Annotated in this window: 14 protein-coding genes; 6 read left to right on the top strand and 8 right to left on the bottom strand. The window is 61.9% G+C overall.

What is annotated here, in order from left to right; all coding sequences use genetic code 11:
- Window positions 1–1,203, bottom strand: a 1,203-nt coding sequence (locus VNX23_RS03525; protein ID WP_325627790.1) for an IS1182 family transposase, incomplete at its 3' end; no start/stop codon positions are given.
- 485 nt (window positions 1,204–1,688) lie between these two features.
- Here VNX23_RS03525 and VNX23_RS03520 point away from each other — a divergent pair.
- Complete coding sequence (locus VNX23_RS03520) at window positions 1,689–2,135, top strand: SgcJ/EcaC family oxidoreductase (protein ID WP_325627789.1); 447 nt, start codon at window positions 1,689–1,691, stop codon at window positions 2,133–2,135.
- Window positions 2,136–2,323: 188 nt separating this feature from the next.
- Here the strand turns inward: VNX23_RS03520 and VNX23_RS03515 are convergent, their stop codons facing one another.
- From VNX23_RS03515 to VNX23_RS03490, 6 genes are all read right to left on the bottom strand, one after another.
- Window positions 2,324–3,310 carry an ABC transporter substrate-binding protein gene (locus tag VNX23_RS03515; protein WP_325627788.1) on the bottom strand — a complete coding sequence of 329 codons (987 nt, stop codon included), beginning with the start codon at window positions 3,308–3,310 and terminating at the stop codon, window positions 2,324–2,326.
- Between the two features lie 211 nt (window positions 3,311–3,521).
- Window positions 3,522–4,256 (bottom strand): MBL fold metallo-hydrolase, encoded by a 735-nt coding sequence (locus VNX23_RS03510; RefSeq protein WP_325627787.1) that lies wholly within the window; start codon window positions 4,254–4,256, stop codon window positions 3,522–3,524.
- Between the two features lie 32 nt (window positions 4,257–4,288).
- On the bottom strand, window positions 4,289–5,545 hold the full coding sequence (locus VNX23_RS03505; RefSeq protein WP_325627792.1) for an MATE family efflux transporter: 1,257 nt from the start codon (window positions 5,543–5,545) through the stop codon (window positions 4,289–4,291).
- A 126-nt stretch (window positions 5,546–5,671) separates the two neighbouring features.
- Complete coding sequence (locus VNX23_RS03500; RefSeq protein WP_325627786.1) at window positions 5,672–5,974, bottom strand: DUF6460 domain-containing protein; 303 nt, start codon at window positions 5,972–5,974, stop codon at window positions 5,672–5,674.
- Window positions 5,975–6,392: 418 nt separating this feature from the next.
- Window positions 6,393–8,120 (bottom strand): cisplatin damage response ATP-dependent DNA ligase, encoded by a 1,728-nt coding sequence (locus VNX23_RS03495; RefSeq protein ID WP_325627785.1) that lies wholly within the window; start codon window positions 8,118–8,120, stop codon window positions 6,393–6,395.
- A complete protein-coding gene (locus VNX23_RS03490; protein ID WP_325627784.1) occupies window positions 8,117–9,154 on the bottom strand; it encodes a ligase-associated DNA damage response exonuclease in 1,038 nt (345 codons plus the stop codon). Before VNX23_RS03490 ends, VNX23_RS03495 begins: the two co-directional genes overlap by 4 nt.
- Window positions 9,155–9,225: 71 nt before the next feature.
- Between VNX23_RS03490 and VNX23_RS03485 the strand changes: the two genes are divergently transcribed.
- The 4 genes from VNX23_RS03485 (at window position 9,226) to pdeM (ending at window position 14,990) form a co-directional block, all read left to right on the top strand.
- Complete coding sequence (locus VNX23_RS03485; protein ID WP_325627783.1) at window positions 9,226–10,152, top strand: class I SAM-dependent DNA methyltransferase; 927 nt, start codon at window positions 9,226–9,228, stop codon at window positions 10,150–10,152.
- A gap of 105 nt (window positions 10,153–10,257) precedes the next feature.
- Entirely contained in the window at window positions 10,258–11,478 is a 1,221-nt protein-coding gene (locus VNX23_RS03480) for an ABC transporter substrate-binding protein (protein ID WP_325627782.1), read from the top strand.
- Between the two features lie 75 nt (window positions 11,479–11,553).
- Window positions 11,554–14,274: a ligase-associated DNA damage response DEXH box helicase gene (locus VNX23_RS03475; protein WP_325627781.1), complete on the top strand. Its 2,721-nt coding sequence runs from the start codon at window positions 11,554–11,556 to the stop codon at window positions 14,272–14,274.
- A gap of 44 nt (window positions 14,275–14,318) precedes the next feature.
- Complete coding sequence (gene pdeM / locus VNX23_RS03470) at window positions 14,319–14,990, top strand: ligase-associated DNA damage response endonuclease PdeM (RefSeq protein WP_325627780.1); 672 nt, start codon at window positions 14,319–14,321, stop codon at window positions 14,988–14,990.
- Window positions 14,991–15,013: 23 nt separating this feature from the next.
- On the opposite strand, the gene VNX23_RS03465 is transcribed toward pdeM, so the two are convergent.
- Complete coding sequence (locus tag VNX23_RS03465; RefSeq protein WP_325627791.1) at window positions 15,014–15,877, bottom strand: LysR family transcriptional regulator; 864 nt, start codon at window positions 15,875–15,877, stop codon at window positions 15,014–15,016.
- Between the two features lie 96 nt (window positions 15,878–15,973).
- Here VNX23_RS03465 and VNX23_RS03460 point away from each other — a divergent pair.
- On the top strand, window positions 15,974–16,852 hold an 879-nt coding region (locus VNX23_RS03460; RefSeq protein WP_325627779.1), incomplete at its 3' end, for a DMT family transporter.

Raw genomic sequence — 16,852 nt, 5'->3', positions numbered from 1 at the left:
CTTTAGCGACCGGGCTTGGTTGCGCGCATCTTCATTGATGTCGCGAGCGATCTTCTTGAACGGCGCGCGCGTGCATTGTTGCTTCAGCGTGCAAGCACGGCAGTCTTGAGGTTGTGACAGGTAATTCCTGACGCGGCTATCATGGATCGTTCCCGAGGTTCGCAAGAGCTTGCCGTTTGGGCAGACATAGACGTCCCGCTCAGCGTCGTAAGCGAATTCGCTACGGGAGAACATACCATCAGACGATGGATATCTTTCCCACACGGGAATATGCGGCGTGATGCTTTTGCCCAATAGCCATGCAAGCAGTTTGCCGGTTCCGTAGGCGGTATCGGCTGTGAGCCAATTAGGCTTTAGATCAAGCCGCTGTTCGGTGCGCTCGATCATCGTCTTGGTTGACGCCACCTCATCATAGGTGCGTGCCGGCGTCGCCTCGACATCGACAATGATCGCGTGCTCGACGTCGATGAGATAGTTGAGCCCATACCCGAACTGCACGCGCTTGTTAGCTTTCGCCGTCCACGCCGAGGACGGATCGGAAGGCGAGATCACCTTCGGCGGCTTGCGATCGGAGCTTGCGGTCGGCTTCCCACCAGAACCATCACCCCGGTTGTCTATGCCTTCCTGGACCTGCGCCTCGGCCTCAAGTCCAGCAAGATACTCAGCCACTGCACGCTTCTGACGTTGCGCATCAGTCCAGTCCAGCTCGTCCGGCGCTTTGCCGTGATAGCGGCTGGCATTGGCTTCCATCACGCTCGCATCCACCGCGAAGCCCTCGCCCTTGACGAGTCCCGCGGCCATGCAGGCTGCAACCACGCGCTCGAAGATATGACGCAGGATCTCGCTCTCGCGGAAGCGCCCCAGCCGGTTCACCGAGAATGTTGAATGGTGCGGAACTTTGTCGTCGAGATCGAGCTTGCAAAACCAGCGGTAAGCGAGGTGTAGCGCCACTTCCTGGCATAGCCGCCGCTCATGACGAATGCCATAGCAGTAACCGACCAAGAGCATCCGGATCATCAGCTCAGGATCAACCGAGGGCCGGCCGATGTCGCTGTAAAACCCCTTTAGCTGTTGGTGCAAATCGGCCAGAACCGCCGCTGCAAACACATTGATCCGTCGTAACAGGTGGTCCGTCGGGATTATTTGGTCGAGGCTAAACTCGTAAAATAGCTGCCCCTGATCTCGGTCCTGCCGCCCCATCATCGACGAATCTCCTGCCGCCTCCGAAGCAGGAATCACCGTTCGTTCGGATCCTCAAGCCCTTTTTCGACAGCATCGGTCATAAGCGGAAGTGCTGGCGCTTCAAGATCATGTCTGCTTTCCCCCTGTGAACGGACATCGCTCGTCAGGACGCCATGACTGAAAAGGGCCAAGAGGCGACATGCCGACCGTTCCAAAGGAGGCGATAGTTGGCGTGACCATTTCGGCAATCCGGCCTTGGGTGGGGCCCGGCGCACCGTGCGGCTCCTGCGCGGCGCCGAAAAAACTCCGCTTGGCGACAACCTTCGCAAAGACGCCCATGCCCTCGATCCAATCCTCGCGCCTCCCGCGATTAATCACGCATTGTGAAAAATCATATCCTGAACGGCCGCCTTATCGTAGCGCCTTGCCGACAATACCTCTGGTTCATGACTACGAAACCCCCAAGCGGCCGCAATCGCCGCTTCGTAGTAATAAGGAGAAGTGTCATGGTGAACACTGTCAAGAGCTTGGAACAAGTCGGGCGCAATTGGATTGCGGGATGGAATTCCCGCGATTCCGAAGCCTTTTCGCGGCTGTACGCCCCTGATGGCGAATACGTAGATCCGTCGTTTGGCATTCGTCGAAAAGGACGAGACTTCGTACGCATGCACCACGAGCTCTGGTGGAAAGCGATACCCGATTTCGTCATGAAGGAGCGGCACATCCGCGTCGCGGATCGTAGCGTCGTTGTAGAGATAACGGCTGAAGGCACGTTTTCGGGTGGCGATCTCGGCGGGGGCAAGATGAAGGCAACCCAAAAAGCTTTCCGTGGCTGGACGATCGCGGTGCTTGAACTGAACGAGGTCGGTGAGATCGTGGTATGTACTGAATACTACGATCGAAGCATCGTTCCTGGCGGTGAACAACCCCCATTTGGCGAATTACGACTGTAGATGTTTATGCTACCCGCAAAGACGCTGGTCCACACTTACGATCGCAGCGGATTGCCCGCGGGGAGTCCGCTGCGGGTCATAAGCTGACCTGACGGCTCCCAAATCTAATTTCCGCTTTACCCCCGAAAGCGGACTCAGAGCAGACATGGTGCCATTTCCGCTTTGTGCCGTGAGCAGAAGTCGGCTGCTCATTCAATCAGCTCGTCGGCGCGGCTGACCAGCATCTGCGGCACTGCAACGTCGAGCGCCTTGGCGGTCTTCAAACTGATCGCAAGCTCGAATTTGGTCGGCGCCTGCACCGGCAGGTTGCCGGGTTTTTCACCCTTAAGGATGCGGTCCGCGTAACTTGCAGCCCGCCGAAACTGTTCGATTGCATTCGGCCCGTAGGAAATTAGGCCTCCTTCCGCGGCGAAGTAGCGGAACGGATAGATCGCGGGTAATCTATACTGGGACGCAAGCGCGATGATCACTTCGCGATGGGCGATCGCCGCCGGGTCTGGTGTTATGATAAGACCCCCATTCGGCGTGCGAGCGAAGGCCGCGATCGCCCGCTCCATGTCGCTCTTGACTCGCACATCAACTGGACTCACCTCTACCCCAAACGACGGAGCCAAGGCGTGGATCGCGGCCAGGTACCCCATCCCGGCGGTTATCACCGGGTCGCGAAGAACAGCCACTCGCGCCACACCCGGCGCAATCTGCTTGAGCAGCTCCAGCCATTTCCCGCCTATGCCGAATTCGAAGGAGGTAAATCCGGTAGCGTTCCCGCCTGGTTCCGCCAGGCTCGCGACGTAGCCGCGGCCAATCGGGTCGGTGACATTCACGAACACGATCGGCACCGTCCGGCTGGCCTGCTGCAATGCTCCCACCACCGTGCCGCCGGAAGCCAGGACCACGTCCGGCGCGAGCGCGACGAGTTCCGCGGCGTATTTGCGAATGCGGTCGGAATCGCCGCCAGCCCAGCGGGTGTCGAGTTTCACATTACGGCCGACGACCCAGCCGAGTTCGCGCAATTCTCGCAGGAATTCGGCCACCTGAATTTTTGATTCAGCATCGCCCTCGGCAATTTGCATGAGCACACCGATACGCCGCATCGGCTCCGGCTGCTGCGCGCGCGCCGCGAACGGCCATGCCGCCGCGCCGCCGAGAAGGCTCATGAAATTGCGCCGTTTCATGCGGCCCTCTCGCGAGGATCAGTACCACGTGAAATACAGGGCAAAGGCTACCACATCGCGGCAGGGCGGTCTGAGGTAAACGCCACAAGTCGAGCGCGGCAATCCGCCGCCGCGGAAAACCGCTTCGGGTCAAAAGGCGACATCGCCGCAGCTTTCGGGCATGTCCGCTCTACTGCCTTAGCCGGACGTCGCGCATTTGTGAGTGCACGCCCTAGATCTCAACCACCATGCCGTCAGTGGCAGTCTCACAGGCAATCGAATTTAGCCGCGCGAGCATGTCTTCGCCCATATGGGTGAGGATCAACCGTTTCGGCCTGATCTCGGGCAGATGCATCTCAAGCGTTTTGAGGTTGAGGTGGTTCTTGACGGTTCGGTCGTAGAAGGAACACTCGCTGATGAAGAGATCGGCGTTCTGGCCGAGCGGGATCAAGGCATCGGTCCACTCGGTGTCGCCGGTAAAGGCAATGATGCGGCCTTCGACCTCGATCCGATAACCCAGGAACGGGCCGCCGGAGTCACCGTGCACGACCGGAAACGGCATGACGCCGACTGCGCCGAAACGCGCCGGCGCTTCCGGATTGAGTTCGACGATCCTCAAGTCGAAACGCCGTTCCCGTTTCGAGGAGTTTTCGAACAGCGCTTCCATCACCAGTTCAAGCCGCCGCTCGATTCCCTGCGGCCCTGCGATCACCAGCGGGCGGGTGCGGCGGGTGAATTGCGCATCCAGCATGAGGAACGGCAGGCCGCCGAAATGATCGCCGTGGAAATGCGTGATCAGGACGAGATCGATGTTCTCGCGACTGATGCCGTTGCGCTTCAAGGCCGGCAGCGACGAGGCGCCGCAATCGATCAGGAAATTGGCGCTCTCGCCGGTGACGTGAAAGCAGGTGTTGTACCTGCCGCCGGAACCGAATGCATCGCCACAGCCGACAAAGCGCAGTTGCATGAGGACTGGCTCCTCTACCCGATCGCCGCTAGCTAGCGAAACGAAGCGTGAAAATTGGCCGGATATCGCAAGGCCTGCAAGCCGCCGCGGGCGGCATACAGCGCCAGCATCGCTGTCCACAGGCCGGCATTGCCGAATGCGCGCAACGCGAACCATGTGGCCAGAAAGATCAGGAGCGAAAGTACCATCAAATTGCGCATGTCGCGCGCCCAGGTCGCTCCGATAAAAATGCCGTCATAGGTGAAGGCGAACACCGCCAGCAGTGGCGACACCACGACGAACCACAAATAATCCTGTGCGCTCCGCCTGACGTCCTCGCTCGTGGTCATGGCGTGGATCAGCGAAGGTCCGGACAGCGCGAAGGCCGCCGATACCGCAAGTGCAAAGCCAAATCCCCAGAGCGTCACCAGCCGCACCGCGCCCGAGAACGCCGCTCGATCGCGGGCGCCGTAAGCGTTGCCGCAAAGCTGCTGGGCCGCGTTGGCGAGACCATCGAGGAAAAAGGCGCTGACCAGGAGAAAATTGTTCAGCACCGCGTTGGCGGCAAGCACCACGTCGCCGGAGCGCGCGCCTTGCGCGGTGAAGAACAGGAAAGCGGTGATCAGAGCCGCCGTGCGGATCATGATGTCGCGATTGACCGTCAGCATTCGAAGCAGCTTGGCCCGCTCGAACAGCGCCGCGCGCGGCACGTTAAAAGGCTCGTGGGCGAGGCGGCGCGCGATCAGAACGCCCATCACGAGCCCGACCGCTTCCGCCACCACGGCGGCCGCCGCAGCACCGGCGATCCCCCCATCAAGACCAAGCACCAGCGCCAGCGTCAGGACCATATTGACGAGATTGATGGCGATCTGAATGGAGAGCGCAAGCCCCGCGTGGGCTTGCCCGATCAACCAGCCGAGCACGACGTAATTGGCAAGGGCGAGCGGCGCGGACCAGATTCGTATCCCGAAATAGATCCTCGCGGCGCGCGTCACGCCCTCGCTGCCGCCCATGGCATCGAGCAGGATCGCGGCGAGCGGCGCCTGCAACACGATGAGGGCGCAGCCGACCAGCGCGGCGATGATGAGACCGCGCACCAGCAGCGCGCGAATTTCCTCTTCGTCGACGGCGCCAAGCGCTTGCGCGGTGAAGGCGACCGTGCTCATGCGCAGAAAGGCAAACAGCCAGAACAGGCAGTCGAAAATCACCGATGTGATCGCTACACCGCCGAGCAGCGTTGCGTCGCCGAGCCGCCCGATCGCAATCGTCGATACGATGCCGATCAGTGGCGTCGTCAGGTTCGCGACCATCGCGGGTCCCGCGATGGCGAAAACCTGTGTGGTCGTAACCCCGGAGGTGGCGGCCGGCGCGGTCGGATCGCGATCCGATCCCGTCTTGGCGCGTCGAGCATGATCTCCGCGCAAATGCCTGTCACCCTATCGCCCGCGCGGCGCGGCGAATATCCGGGTCAAGAGCCAGACCGGAATGACGATGACGGCGCCAAGCAGGAAATAGCGCCATAGCCAGTTGATCGCATCAAAGCCCAGATCCCAGAGGCGGCGAAACAACAACTGGATACTCTTGAGAATATTCCAGGGATCGAAACCGATCGCCGCCAGCAGCACGCCGACCAGGACCGACAGCAGGATCAGGCGGAAGGCCACGGCCAGGGGCGAGCCGCCAAGAAAGCGGTACATGGCATCGTTGGCCGCCGGCAATTCCCTGGTGTCATTCGGCATCCTGGTGTCCCCATTCGAAGTTCGTACCATATGCGGCATATTCATTTGCGATCTCAAACCTGTGATTCTGGTGTAGCATCTGGTTCAGAGTCCGCATGACGAACTCGTGGAATGATACGGACTTCTGAACCACCACACCAGTGTCCCGGTTCCGAAGTTCGTATCATTGTGCGGCGTACTCGTTTAACGAACTTCGGAATCGAAGGGACACTAGCAAATGCATGATTCTAGTGTGGCTTTTGGTTCAGAAGTCCGTATGACGAACTCGCGAGCTGTAATGATACGGACTTCTGAACCATCACACTAGTAGTCTCCGAGATGGCCCGCTCACTCTCATACAGCGGAGGGCAGATGGGGACCCGGTCTATCGGCGTCAATGGCGGCTGATTAATACCCAACGTAATTCGATTGCCATTTGTTAATGCGAACCAGCATCTCGTGCGCCTGAAGACGTCATGTCTTTCAGCATCCGCTCCAGCGTTTCGAGCCGGTCGGCTTCGCGGGGCGGCTTGTCCCAGCGCAGCCGGTTGATGCGCGGAAACCGCATCGCCACACCGGATTTGTGCCGCGAAGAGCGCTGCAGGCCCTCGAAGGCGACTTCCAGCACCAGACCCTGGTCCGGCTCGTGGATTACTTGCCTGACGGGGCCGAATTTCTCGGTCGTGTTGCGGCGGACGAAGCGGTCGATCTGCAATAATTCCTCGTCGGTGAAGCCGAAATAGGCCTTGCCGACCGGCACGAGCAGTTCGCCATCCTCAGTGCTGCTCCAGACCCCGAAGGTGTAATCGGAATAGTATGACGAGCGCTTGCCGTGGCCGCGCTGCGCATACATCAGGACGGCATCGATGATGTGCGGATCGCGTTTCCATTTCCACCATTGGCCCTTGGGACGGCCCGGAAGATAGGGCGCATCGCGCCGCTTGAGCATCACGCCTTCGACGGCTTCCGCATCTTTTCCAGTACCGGCCCTCGCCGGGTCACGCCGAGCCGCTGTCAGCGCCTGCCAGCTGTCGAAGGCAATCGTCGGTGAGAGGTCAATTCTTTCGTCACCAAGCCTGGTGACGAAACTCTCCAGATGCTCCCGCCGTTCGGCAAAGGGCAGCATGCGCAGATCGGTATCGCCGTCGCTGAGAAGATCATAGGCACGAAGATGGATCGGGTAGTCGTTTGTCAGTTTCGGCGAGACCACTTTTCGATTGAGGCGCTGCTGCAGCACGTTGAAGCTCTGTACCCTTCCATCGCGCACCACCAGCAGTTCGCCATCGATCGCGCCTGGCAAATGCAGCGACGGCAACAAATCGGGAAAGCTCCTGGTGATGTCCTCGCCGGTGCGCGAATAGAGCCGCGGCAGGATGTGTCCCCGCGCGTCGCGGCCGCTGACGGCTTGCACCCGAATGCCGTCCCATTTCCATTCCGCGATGTAGTCGGCCGGATCGAGATTGGCAAAATCGGCATCCTCGATCGCGTGGGCCAGCATGACGGGGCGGAACGGTGCGGGATCGAGGTTGACGGGTTTCTCGCCCCGGCCTTCCAGCCAGGCGAACAGATCGCGATAGGGCGGTGTGAGGCCCGGCCACATCAATTCGATATCGTGCGGGTCCTTGTCTCCGAGTTCGGCCGCAGCGGTCTTGGCAAGTCGGGCCGAAATGCCGATCCGCATGGCGCCGGTCACGAGTTTCAACAGCGCCCAGCGCCCGGTCTCATCGAGTTCATCGAGCCAGCGCGCAAGCTGCCCCGGCAACTCGCTTTTGCCGAGCGTGCGAAGCGTGGTGACGACCTCGGTGAGGGTCGGCGGCGGCTCTACTCCCTCCCCCCTTGCGGAGGAGGGTTGGGGAGGGGGGTACCCCGAAGAGCGTTGGGAGCGACCGGCCGGAGTCTTCGGCCACATCAGCGCGACGGTTTCCGAGAGATCGCCGACGTAATCATAGGAAAGTCCAAACAGCACCGGATCGGTGCGCTCGATGATCAGGTCGCGGATCAGCGCGGGCTTGGCGTGTTTGAAAGAGAGCGCGCCGGTCAGCGCTGCCAGCGCGTAGCCGCGATCGGGATCTTCGACTTCGCGGAAATAGGAAGTGAGTAGCCGCAGCTTGTTGTTGCGACCGGGTTCATACGCCAATCGGTCAAGCATTTCGGCGAAGCGGTTCATGTTTCCGCGGCTTCCGAAAGCGTCGTTTCGCCTTCGTCCTCTTCGCCATAGCCGACGAGATCGAGCGGTCGCGCGGCAAGCCCTTTGGTCGTGCACCAATGCACCAGCGCGTCTTCCTGGCCGTGGGTGACCCAGACTTCACCCGCGCCGGTCGCCTCGATGGTCGCCGTCAGGCCGTCCCAGTCGGCATGGTCCGAAATCACCAGCGGCAGTTCGACGCCGCGCTGGCGGGCGCGGGCGCGCACCCGCATCCACCCCGAGGCGAACGCCGTGACCGGATCGGGAAACCGCCGCGTCCAGATATCGGACGTCGCTGTCGGCGGCGCGAGCGTAATCGTGCCGGCAAGATCGGCCTTCTTCATGCCCTTGACCGGTCGCAGATCGCCGAGCGCCACGCCGCGGCTCTGATAATAGCGGGTGATCTTCTCCATCGCGCCGTGCAGGTAGATCGGCGCGTCGTAACCGGCGATGCGCAACAGCGCGATCACGCGTTGCGCCTTGCCGAGCGAATAGGCACCGACCAGATGCGCGCGCTCGGGAAAAAGCGACACGGAAGCGAGCAGCTTCTTCACTTCATCCGCCGCATCGCCGTGCCGAAACACCGGAAGGCCAAAGGTTGCCTCGGTGATGAAGACGTCGCAGGGCACCACCTCGAAAGGCACGCAGGTAGGATCGGGCGCGTTCTTGTAGTCGCCGGAGGCGACGATGCGCGTGGCCTCGCAGGCGACCTCGATCTGCGCCGAGCCCAGCACGTGGCCGGCGGGGTGAAACTTGATGGTGACGTCACCGAGCCGCAAAGGCTCGCCGTAACGAACAGCCTGCGTGGTGCGGGCAAAATTGTCCCCGTAACGCAACCGCATGATGTCGAGCGTTTCCTGCGTCGCCAGCACCGCGCCATGTCCCGGCCTTGCATGGTCGGAATGGCCGTGGGTGATGACGGCACGTTCGACCGGCCGGGTGGGGTCGATGTGGAAACCGCCGGGTTTGCAGCACAGGCCGGCGGTGACAGGCGTCAGGATGTCTTGCGGGCGCATTTTGTTACTATATAGGCTCGCTGACAGCTCGTTCGAGTCCCGCCAAGCGACCCACCAATCGGTTCCGACAAATGCCAGCGCGACTGTTCCTGACCTCCGGCGATCTGGTTGCCGACCGCCGGTACGAGTTTGCGCGTGATCTTCAGCTCAAGGGCGACCTCGCGGCTGCAGCCGATCTCCTGCGGCAGGCGACCGATCTTGCGCCGGGCTTTGCCTCGGCGTGGTTCACGCTTGGCGAAATCCGCGACGAACTTGGCGAGCGGAATGCGGCGATTGCGGCTTTTGAAAAGGCGCGCGATGCCGATCCGCAGGACCGGCACGGCGCCAGCCTCTGGTTGATGCGGCTGGGCGCGCAAGAATTGTCTGCGATGCCGCAGGCCTATGTGCGCACGCTGTTCGATCAATACGCGCCGAAATTCGAAAGCGCTCTGGTCGACGATCTCGGCTATCGGGGACCTGCGCTGTTGTTCAAAGCCGTACTGGCCGCGCGCCGTGCGGTCCGAAAACCCGCCTTCTTCAAGTGCGCGATCGATCTCGGCTGCGGCACCGGACTGGCGGCGAGCGCGTTTGCGCGCGAAGTCGATCGTTTCATCGGCATTGATCTTTCGCCGCGCATGATCGAGAAGGCGCGCTTATGCGCTCTCTATGCCGAACTGGAAGTGGCCGACATGCTCCAGGGCCTGCGCGGAAAGGCGGACGCCAGCGCCGATCTCATTCTTGCCGCCGACGCGATGGTCTATGTCGCCGATCTCATTCCGGTGCTGAGCGAGGCGAGGCGCGTGCTCGTGGCGGGCGGATTGGTCGCTTTTACGGTGGAAACGCCTGGCGGTGAAGGCGTCATCATCGGCGAGGGCCTGCGTTACGCCCATGCTGCGCCTTATGTGCGCGGCGCGCTAAAATCCGCTGGCCTCTCGCTGTCGCAGTTCGAAGATCTCTCGGCCCGCAATGAGGACAATTCGCCCGTCCCCGGGCTTGTCGTGGTCGCGGCAAGGTCGTGATAGGTGCCGGCGTCACAAATGAAGGAATGGTGATTTGCCGCCTATTGCCTGAAGTCTTAGGAAAGGCGGAAAAATGCAGTCAAGAGCGCAGGGAGAACACGGCCAATGACCAGCCATCCATCAAGGCGCGATTTTTGCGCCACCGCGATTGCCACGGTTTTCGCATCAACGACATCCGTCAGGGCCGCCGAGAAGAAATATGATCAGGGCGCGAGCGATAGCGAAATCAAGATAGGGCAGACCGTGCCGCACAGCGGCCCGGGCTCGCTCTATGGAGTGCTCGGCCGGGTCGGCGAGTCCTATTTCCAGATGCTGAACGAAAACGGCGGCATTAACGGACGCAAGGTCAAATTCCTCACCCTGGACGACGCCTATAGTGCGCCCAAATGCGTCGAGGCGACGCGTCGGCTGGTCGAGCAGGAAGAAGTGCTGGCGTTGTTTGGATCGCTCGGCACCGCGCCGCAAACCGCCGTGCACAAATATCTCAATTCGAAGGGTGTGCCGCAGCTTCTGCTCAACACCGGCGCGTCGAAATGGAATGATCCAAAAAATTACAAATGGACGATGGCGGGCTTGCCGCTTTACCCGACCGAGGCGCGGATTCTTGCCAAGCATGTCGTGAACGCCAGGCCGAATGCGAAGATCGGGATCCTCTACCAGAACGACGATTTCGGCCGCGATTTTTTGGCTCCGTTCAAAAAGGTTCTGGAGGACGCCGGTGGTACCGCCAGGGTCATCATGGAGCAGACCTATGATTTGAGCGATCCGACGGTGGATTCGCAGCTTATCAATCTGTCGAAGTCGGGCGCCGACGTTTTCTATAACATTTCCACCGGCAAGGCGTCGTCGCAGTCGATCCGAAAAGTAGCCGAACTCGGCTGGAAACCGCTGCAGCTTTTATCGGCGGGATCGACCGGCCGTACGATCCTCAATGCCGCCGGCTTCGAGAACGCCGCGGGCATCGTGGCGATCCGCTATTCCAAGGAGGCCGGAACCGGTCGCTGGTTAAAGGATCCGGACGCGATGGCGTTTGAGGCGCTGCGGGCGAAATATCTGCCCAATGTCGATTCGGACAATACCGTCGCCTATGCCGGCTACGGTCAGGCGGTGACGATGGGCGAAATACTGCGCCGCTGCGGCGACGAGCTGACGCGGGCCAATGTGCTGAAGCAGGCGACGACGCTCGCCGGTTTCCACTCCCCATTCTTCCTCGACGACATCACTTACAGTTATACGCCTGACGACTATTCGCCGATGAAGACGCTCCACATCTCGGTGTTTGACGGCAAGGACTGGCAAATCTCCGATCGGCCGGTGACGGAGTAGCGGCGCCTTCCTCCTCTCCCTGCAGGCGAGGCGAGCCCCTCGACGAAATCGCGGCGACGGCTTACCTCTTGAGCCGTGCCGTCTCACATTGCTTCCACCTCTCCGGACCTTTCAGCCGAGCTGCTGCCGGACCGCTTCCGCCGCTGGTTTGCTTCGCGCGGCTGGTCGCCACGCGAGCATCAGCTGGCGTTGCTCGAGAAAGCCCGTGACGACCGCGCGGCATTGCTGATCGCGCCCACCGGCGCCGGCAAGACGCTTGCCGGCTTTTTGCCGACCCTGGTGGAGCTGTCTTCCATATCTCAGCTGTCACCTCCCCCCTTGAGGGGGAGGCCGACACCCGCAGGGCGGCGCGAGGAGGGTGAAGAGCAAGCGCCGGTCTTTTCAACTCACCCTCCTCCCCAACCCTCTCCTTCAAGGGGGGAAGGGGTCACACCCCATGCCGCCGTCAAATCCGCAGGCGCCAAAAAAAGTTTCGCCTCCACCGGGCGCGGCGTGAAGCGAACCGGCGGTCTGCACACCCTTTACATCTCGCCCTTGAAGGCGCTCGCCGTCGATATCGCGCGGAATCTGGAATCCCCGATCGCCGAGATGGGTTTGCCGATCAAGGTCGAGACCCGCACCGGCGACACGCCGGTATCGCGGCGGCAACGCCAGCGGCGTTATCCGCCGGACATCCTGCTCACCACGCCGGAGCAACTGGCGCTTTTGCTGTCATCGGACGACGCGCCGTTTCTGTTTTCGCACCTCAAACGCATCGTGCTGGACGAATTGCACGCGCTGGTGACCTCCAAGCGCGGCGATCTTCTCTCGCTCGGGCTGGCGCGGCTGTGGCGATTGGCGCCCGAAATTCGCGCGATCGGACTCTCTGCCACGGTGGCCGAGCCGGAGCAGCTCGCACGCTTTCTGGTGCCGCAGCAAGGCGGCGAGAGCGATGCCGCCGACATCGTGATTGCTGGCGGCGCCGCGGCGCCGATCGTCGAAATGCTCGACACGCGCGAAAGGCTACCATGGGCGGGTCACACCGCGCGTCATGCACTTGGCGAGATCTACGACCTGATCAAGCGCAACAAGACCACGCTCGTGTTCGTCAACACCCGCAGCCAGGCCGAGATGCTGTTTCAGGACCTCTGGCGGATGAACGACGACGGCCTCGCGATCGCGCTGCATCACGGCTCGCTCGACGTGGCGCAACGCCGCAAGGTCGAGGACGCGATGGCGAAAGGGAGATTGCGCGGCGTGGTCTGCACCTCCTCGCTCGATCTCGGCGTCGACTGGGGCGATGTCGATCTCGTCATCAATATCGGTGCGCCGAAGGGCGCCTCGCGGCTGATGCAGCGCATCGGCCGCGCCAATCACCGGATCGATGAAGCTTCGCGCGCGGTGCTGGTGCCGGCCAATCGTTTCGAGGTGCTGGAATGCCACGTTGCGATCGACGCGGTCGACGAGAATGCGCAGGATACGCCGCCGCTTCGCACCGGCGCGCTGGATGTCCTGGCGCAGCATGTGCTCGGCTGCGCCTGCGGCGAGCCATTCACGTCCGATCGGCTCTATCAGGAGGTGGTGACGGCCGCGCCCTATGCCGGCTTGAGTCGTGCCGATTTCGACGACGTGGTCGAATTCGTCGCCACCGGCGGCTATGCGCTCAAGACCTATGAACGCTTCGCGCGAATCAAGCAGGACAAGAATGGCCGATGGCGGGTCACCAATCCGAAGGTGCGGCAGAGTTATCGTCTCAATGTCGGCACCATCGTCGAAGAGGCGATGCTGAAGGTGCGCCTGGTGCGCTCCCGCGCTGGTGGATCAGGATCGACCGGCGCACTCGGGCGCGGCGGCCGGGTGCTGGGCGAGATCGAGGAATATTTCATCGAGGGGCTGGTGGTCGGCGATACCTTTGTCTTCGGCGGCGAGGTCGTGCGCTACGAGCATCTCGCCGAGGACCAGGTCTATGTTTCGCGCGCCAATGACATGGACGCCAAGGTGCCGTCCTATATGGGCGGCAAGTTTCCACTCTCGACCTATCTTGCAGAACGGGTTCGAATGCTGTTGGCAGACAGCCGCGCGTGGAAAGGCCTGCCCGACCAGGTGCGTGACTGGTTGTCGCTGCAGGCGCATTTCTCGCGCGTTCCGGGTACGCGCGAGCTCGTGGTGGAGACCTTCCCGCGCGGCAACAAGCATTACCTCGTCTGCTATCCCTTTGAGGGGCGGCTGGCGCATCAGACGCTCGGCATGCTGCTGACGCGGCGCATGGAACGCGCCCGCGCGCGGCCGCTTGGGTTTGTCGCCAACGAATATGCGCTTGCGGTCTGGGGGCTCGGCGACATGTCGTTGATGATCCGGCAAGGCCGGCTCGATCTCGATGCGCTGTTCGATCCGGACATGCTCGGCGACGATCTGGAGGCATGGTTGGCCGAATCGGCGCTGATGAAACGCACGTTTCGGACCTGCGCCCTGATCTCGGGCCTGATCGCGCGGCGATTTACCAGCGAGGAAAAGACCCGCCGCCAGGTGCTGTTCTCCACCGATTTGATCTATGACGTGCTGCGCAAGCACCAGGCCGATCATGTGCTGCTGCGCGCAGCGCGGGCCGATGCCGCCACGGGACTGCTCGATCTTCGCCGTTTGAGTGATATGCTGTTGCGAATCAAGGGGCGAATCATCCACAGGGAACTCAAGCGTATTTCGCCGCTTGCGGTGCCGGTGATGCTGGAAATCGGACGCGAAGCAGTTTATGGCGAAGCATCCGATGAGTTGCTGGCGGAAACCGCCGAGGAACTGGTGAGAGAGGCGACTGGATAGCCGTGACGGTACGCGCTCAACCCCTCAAAGAAAACTGGCCGGTCGTGCGCATTTCCACCCTTGATGTCGCCGGCGTTACCCTTGTTGCGGATCTTTCCGGAGCCTTGTTCTGGCAAGAGCAGAGCCTGCTCGTGGTCTCGGACCTGCATTTGGAAAAAGGTTCCAGCTTTGCCGCGCGCGGCGTGCTGCTGCCGCCCTACGACACGGCCGCTACCCTCGGCCGTCTTGCCATGGTGATCGCGCGCCACGATCCGAAAATGGTGATCGCGCTCGGCGACAGTTTTCACGACCGCAGCGCCCATGACAGGTTGTCGGTTACGGACCGCGACGCGATTGCGGCGCTGCAGGCCAGGCGCGACTGGATCTGGATTTCCGGAAATCACGATCCGGCATTGCCGACCCGCCTCGGCGGCATTGTCGCAACCGAAGTCGCGATCGGGCCGATCGCGTTTCGGCACGAACCGACGGGCGCGGCCGGCGAGATCGCCGGTCATCTTCACCCCAAGGCACGGGTCGCCACGCGCGCCCGCTCGGTGGAGCGGCGCTGTTTTGCCAGCGACGGCGAGCGCGCGGTGATGCCGGCGTTCGGCGCCTATGCCGGTGGCCTGAGCATCCGCGACGCGGCCTTTGCGAAAATCTTTCACACCGCGGGCCTGGTCGCGCATGTGCTCGGCGACTTCCGCCTGCATGCGATCGCGGCGTCGCGCTGCTATTGAATTTCTCCTCGTTGCCGGGACGATCAGGCCGCCTTTGCCTGCACCGTGTCGCAGAACTCGGCGAGGCGGTCGGCGAGCCGCAGCGTTGCCGGGCTCGCGTCGGGCGAAGCGACCAGCGCCACCTCGGTCTTGTCGATTGGCGAAAAACCATCCTTGGCGGTCAACACGCGATGATCGGCCTGGATCGCCATTTCCGAAAGAATGCTCAAGCCCATGCCCGCCGCAACCGCGGCCTGAATGCCGGCAAGATTCGAACTCGAATAGGCCATGTGCCAGGCGCGGCCGGCGCTTTCCAGCGCATGAATCGCGCCCGCCCGATAAATGCAGCCGACGGGGAAGCCGATCAGCGGCACCGATCCGGTCTTTGAATGAGCTGGGTGGACCTTGCTGGTGACCCAGTGCACACGTTCGGGCCACACCGCGATGCCGCCCTTTTCGCCGGCAGCACGCTTGAATAGAGCCAGGTCGAGATCGCCGCGTTCGAGATCGCGCTTCAGGTTCGTACTCTGGTCGGCGCGCACGTCGAGCCGCAGGTTGGGATGCGAGCGCGCAAACGCCGCCAACAGCTTCGCCAGCCGATAGGCGGCGAAGTCTTCGGGCACCCCGAGCCGAACGGCACCTTCGTTGCCCGGTCGTGTCAGCACGTCGCGGGCCTCCTCCGCCAGCGCCAATAGTCGCCGCGCATAGGACAACAGCCGCTCGCCGGCTTCGGTGGGCGTCAGATCCTTGCCACTGCGATTGAGGAGCGGCTGTCCGATATCGTCTTCCAAGCGCTTGATCTGCTGGCTGACGGTCGATTGCGTGCGATGAACGCGCTCTCCGGCACGGGTAAAGCCGCCGGCGTCGACCACTGAGACGAAACTGCGCAGCAGCTCCAGGTCCAGCACGATTTCACCCATTCATTTTTCCACTGGAAGTAAGTCTAACATTTAATTTCCAAATATCAAGGCGCGCCCTTACATCGGCACTCAAAGGAGATTCCCATGTCGCTCGCGCCTTCCGTCGCCGTTCCCCGTGCATCCTCCAATCCGCTGCCGGTCTATATCGCGTTGTTCTGTCTGCTCTGGAGCTTTGCCTTCGTCGCAGGGAAAATCGGCGTCAACTATTGTCCGCCACTCATTCTGCTGGCTGCGCGGTTTTTGCTGGCCGGAATCCTGATCCTTGCAATTGCGGCGCTGCGCCGCGACTCCGGGCTATCTTGGCGGGATGTTTGGGTATTTGCGCTGATCGGCATCGCCAACAACGCGCTCTATCTCGGCCTGGGTTACACCGGCCTGCAGACCATCTCGGCCGGGCTCGGAGGCCTGATCGTCAGTTCCAATCCGGTTTTCACAGCCATGGCGGCTGCGCCTCTGCTCGGCGAACGCTTCACCTGGCGAAAGGCGGCGGGACTGCTTCTCGGTATTATCGGCGTAAGCTTCATCGTCTGGCATCGCATGTCGGTCGGTACCGACAGCCCGCACGGAATCCTGTTCACGCTCGCCTCGCTGATGTCGATCGTGGCCGGCACCATCCTGTTCAAGCTGCTGGCGCCGAAGGGGAGCCTCTGGATCGGCAACGGCGTGCAGAACCTGGTCGCCGGTTTCGTGCTGCTCCCGGTCGCGCTGACCTTTTCCAGCGTCACCGATATCGTGCCGAGCGTGCGGCTGCTCGGGGCCTTCACGTTCCTGGTGCTGGGCGGATCGATCCTGGCCTATCTGTTGTGGTTTCATCTCCTGAAAGCGTGTGGCGCGACCGCCGCGAGCGCCTATCATTTCCTGATGCCGCCGCTTGGCATGCTGTTCGCGTGGATGGTTCTGGGCGAGCACGTGGAAATTCGCGACCTCCTCGGGATCGCTCCGGTGGCGCTCGGCATTTATCTG

The organism is Bradyrhizobium sp., from assembly GCF_035570375.1.
Lineage (GTDB): Bacteria > Pseudomonadota > Alphaproteobacteria > Rhizobiales > Xanthobacteraceae > Bradyrhizobium.
This window is presented reverse-complemented; position numbering and strand designations above follow the sequence as displayed.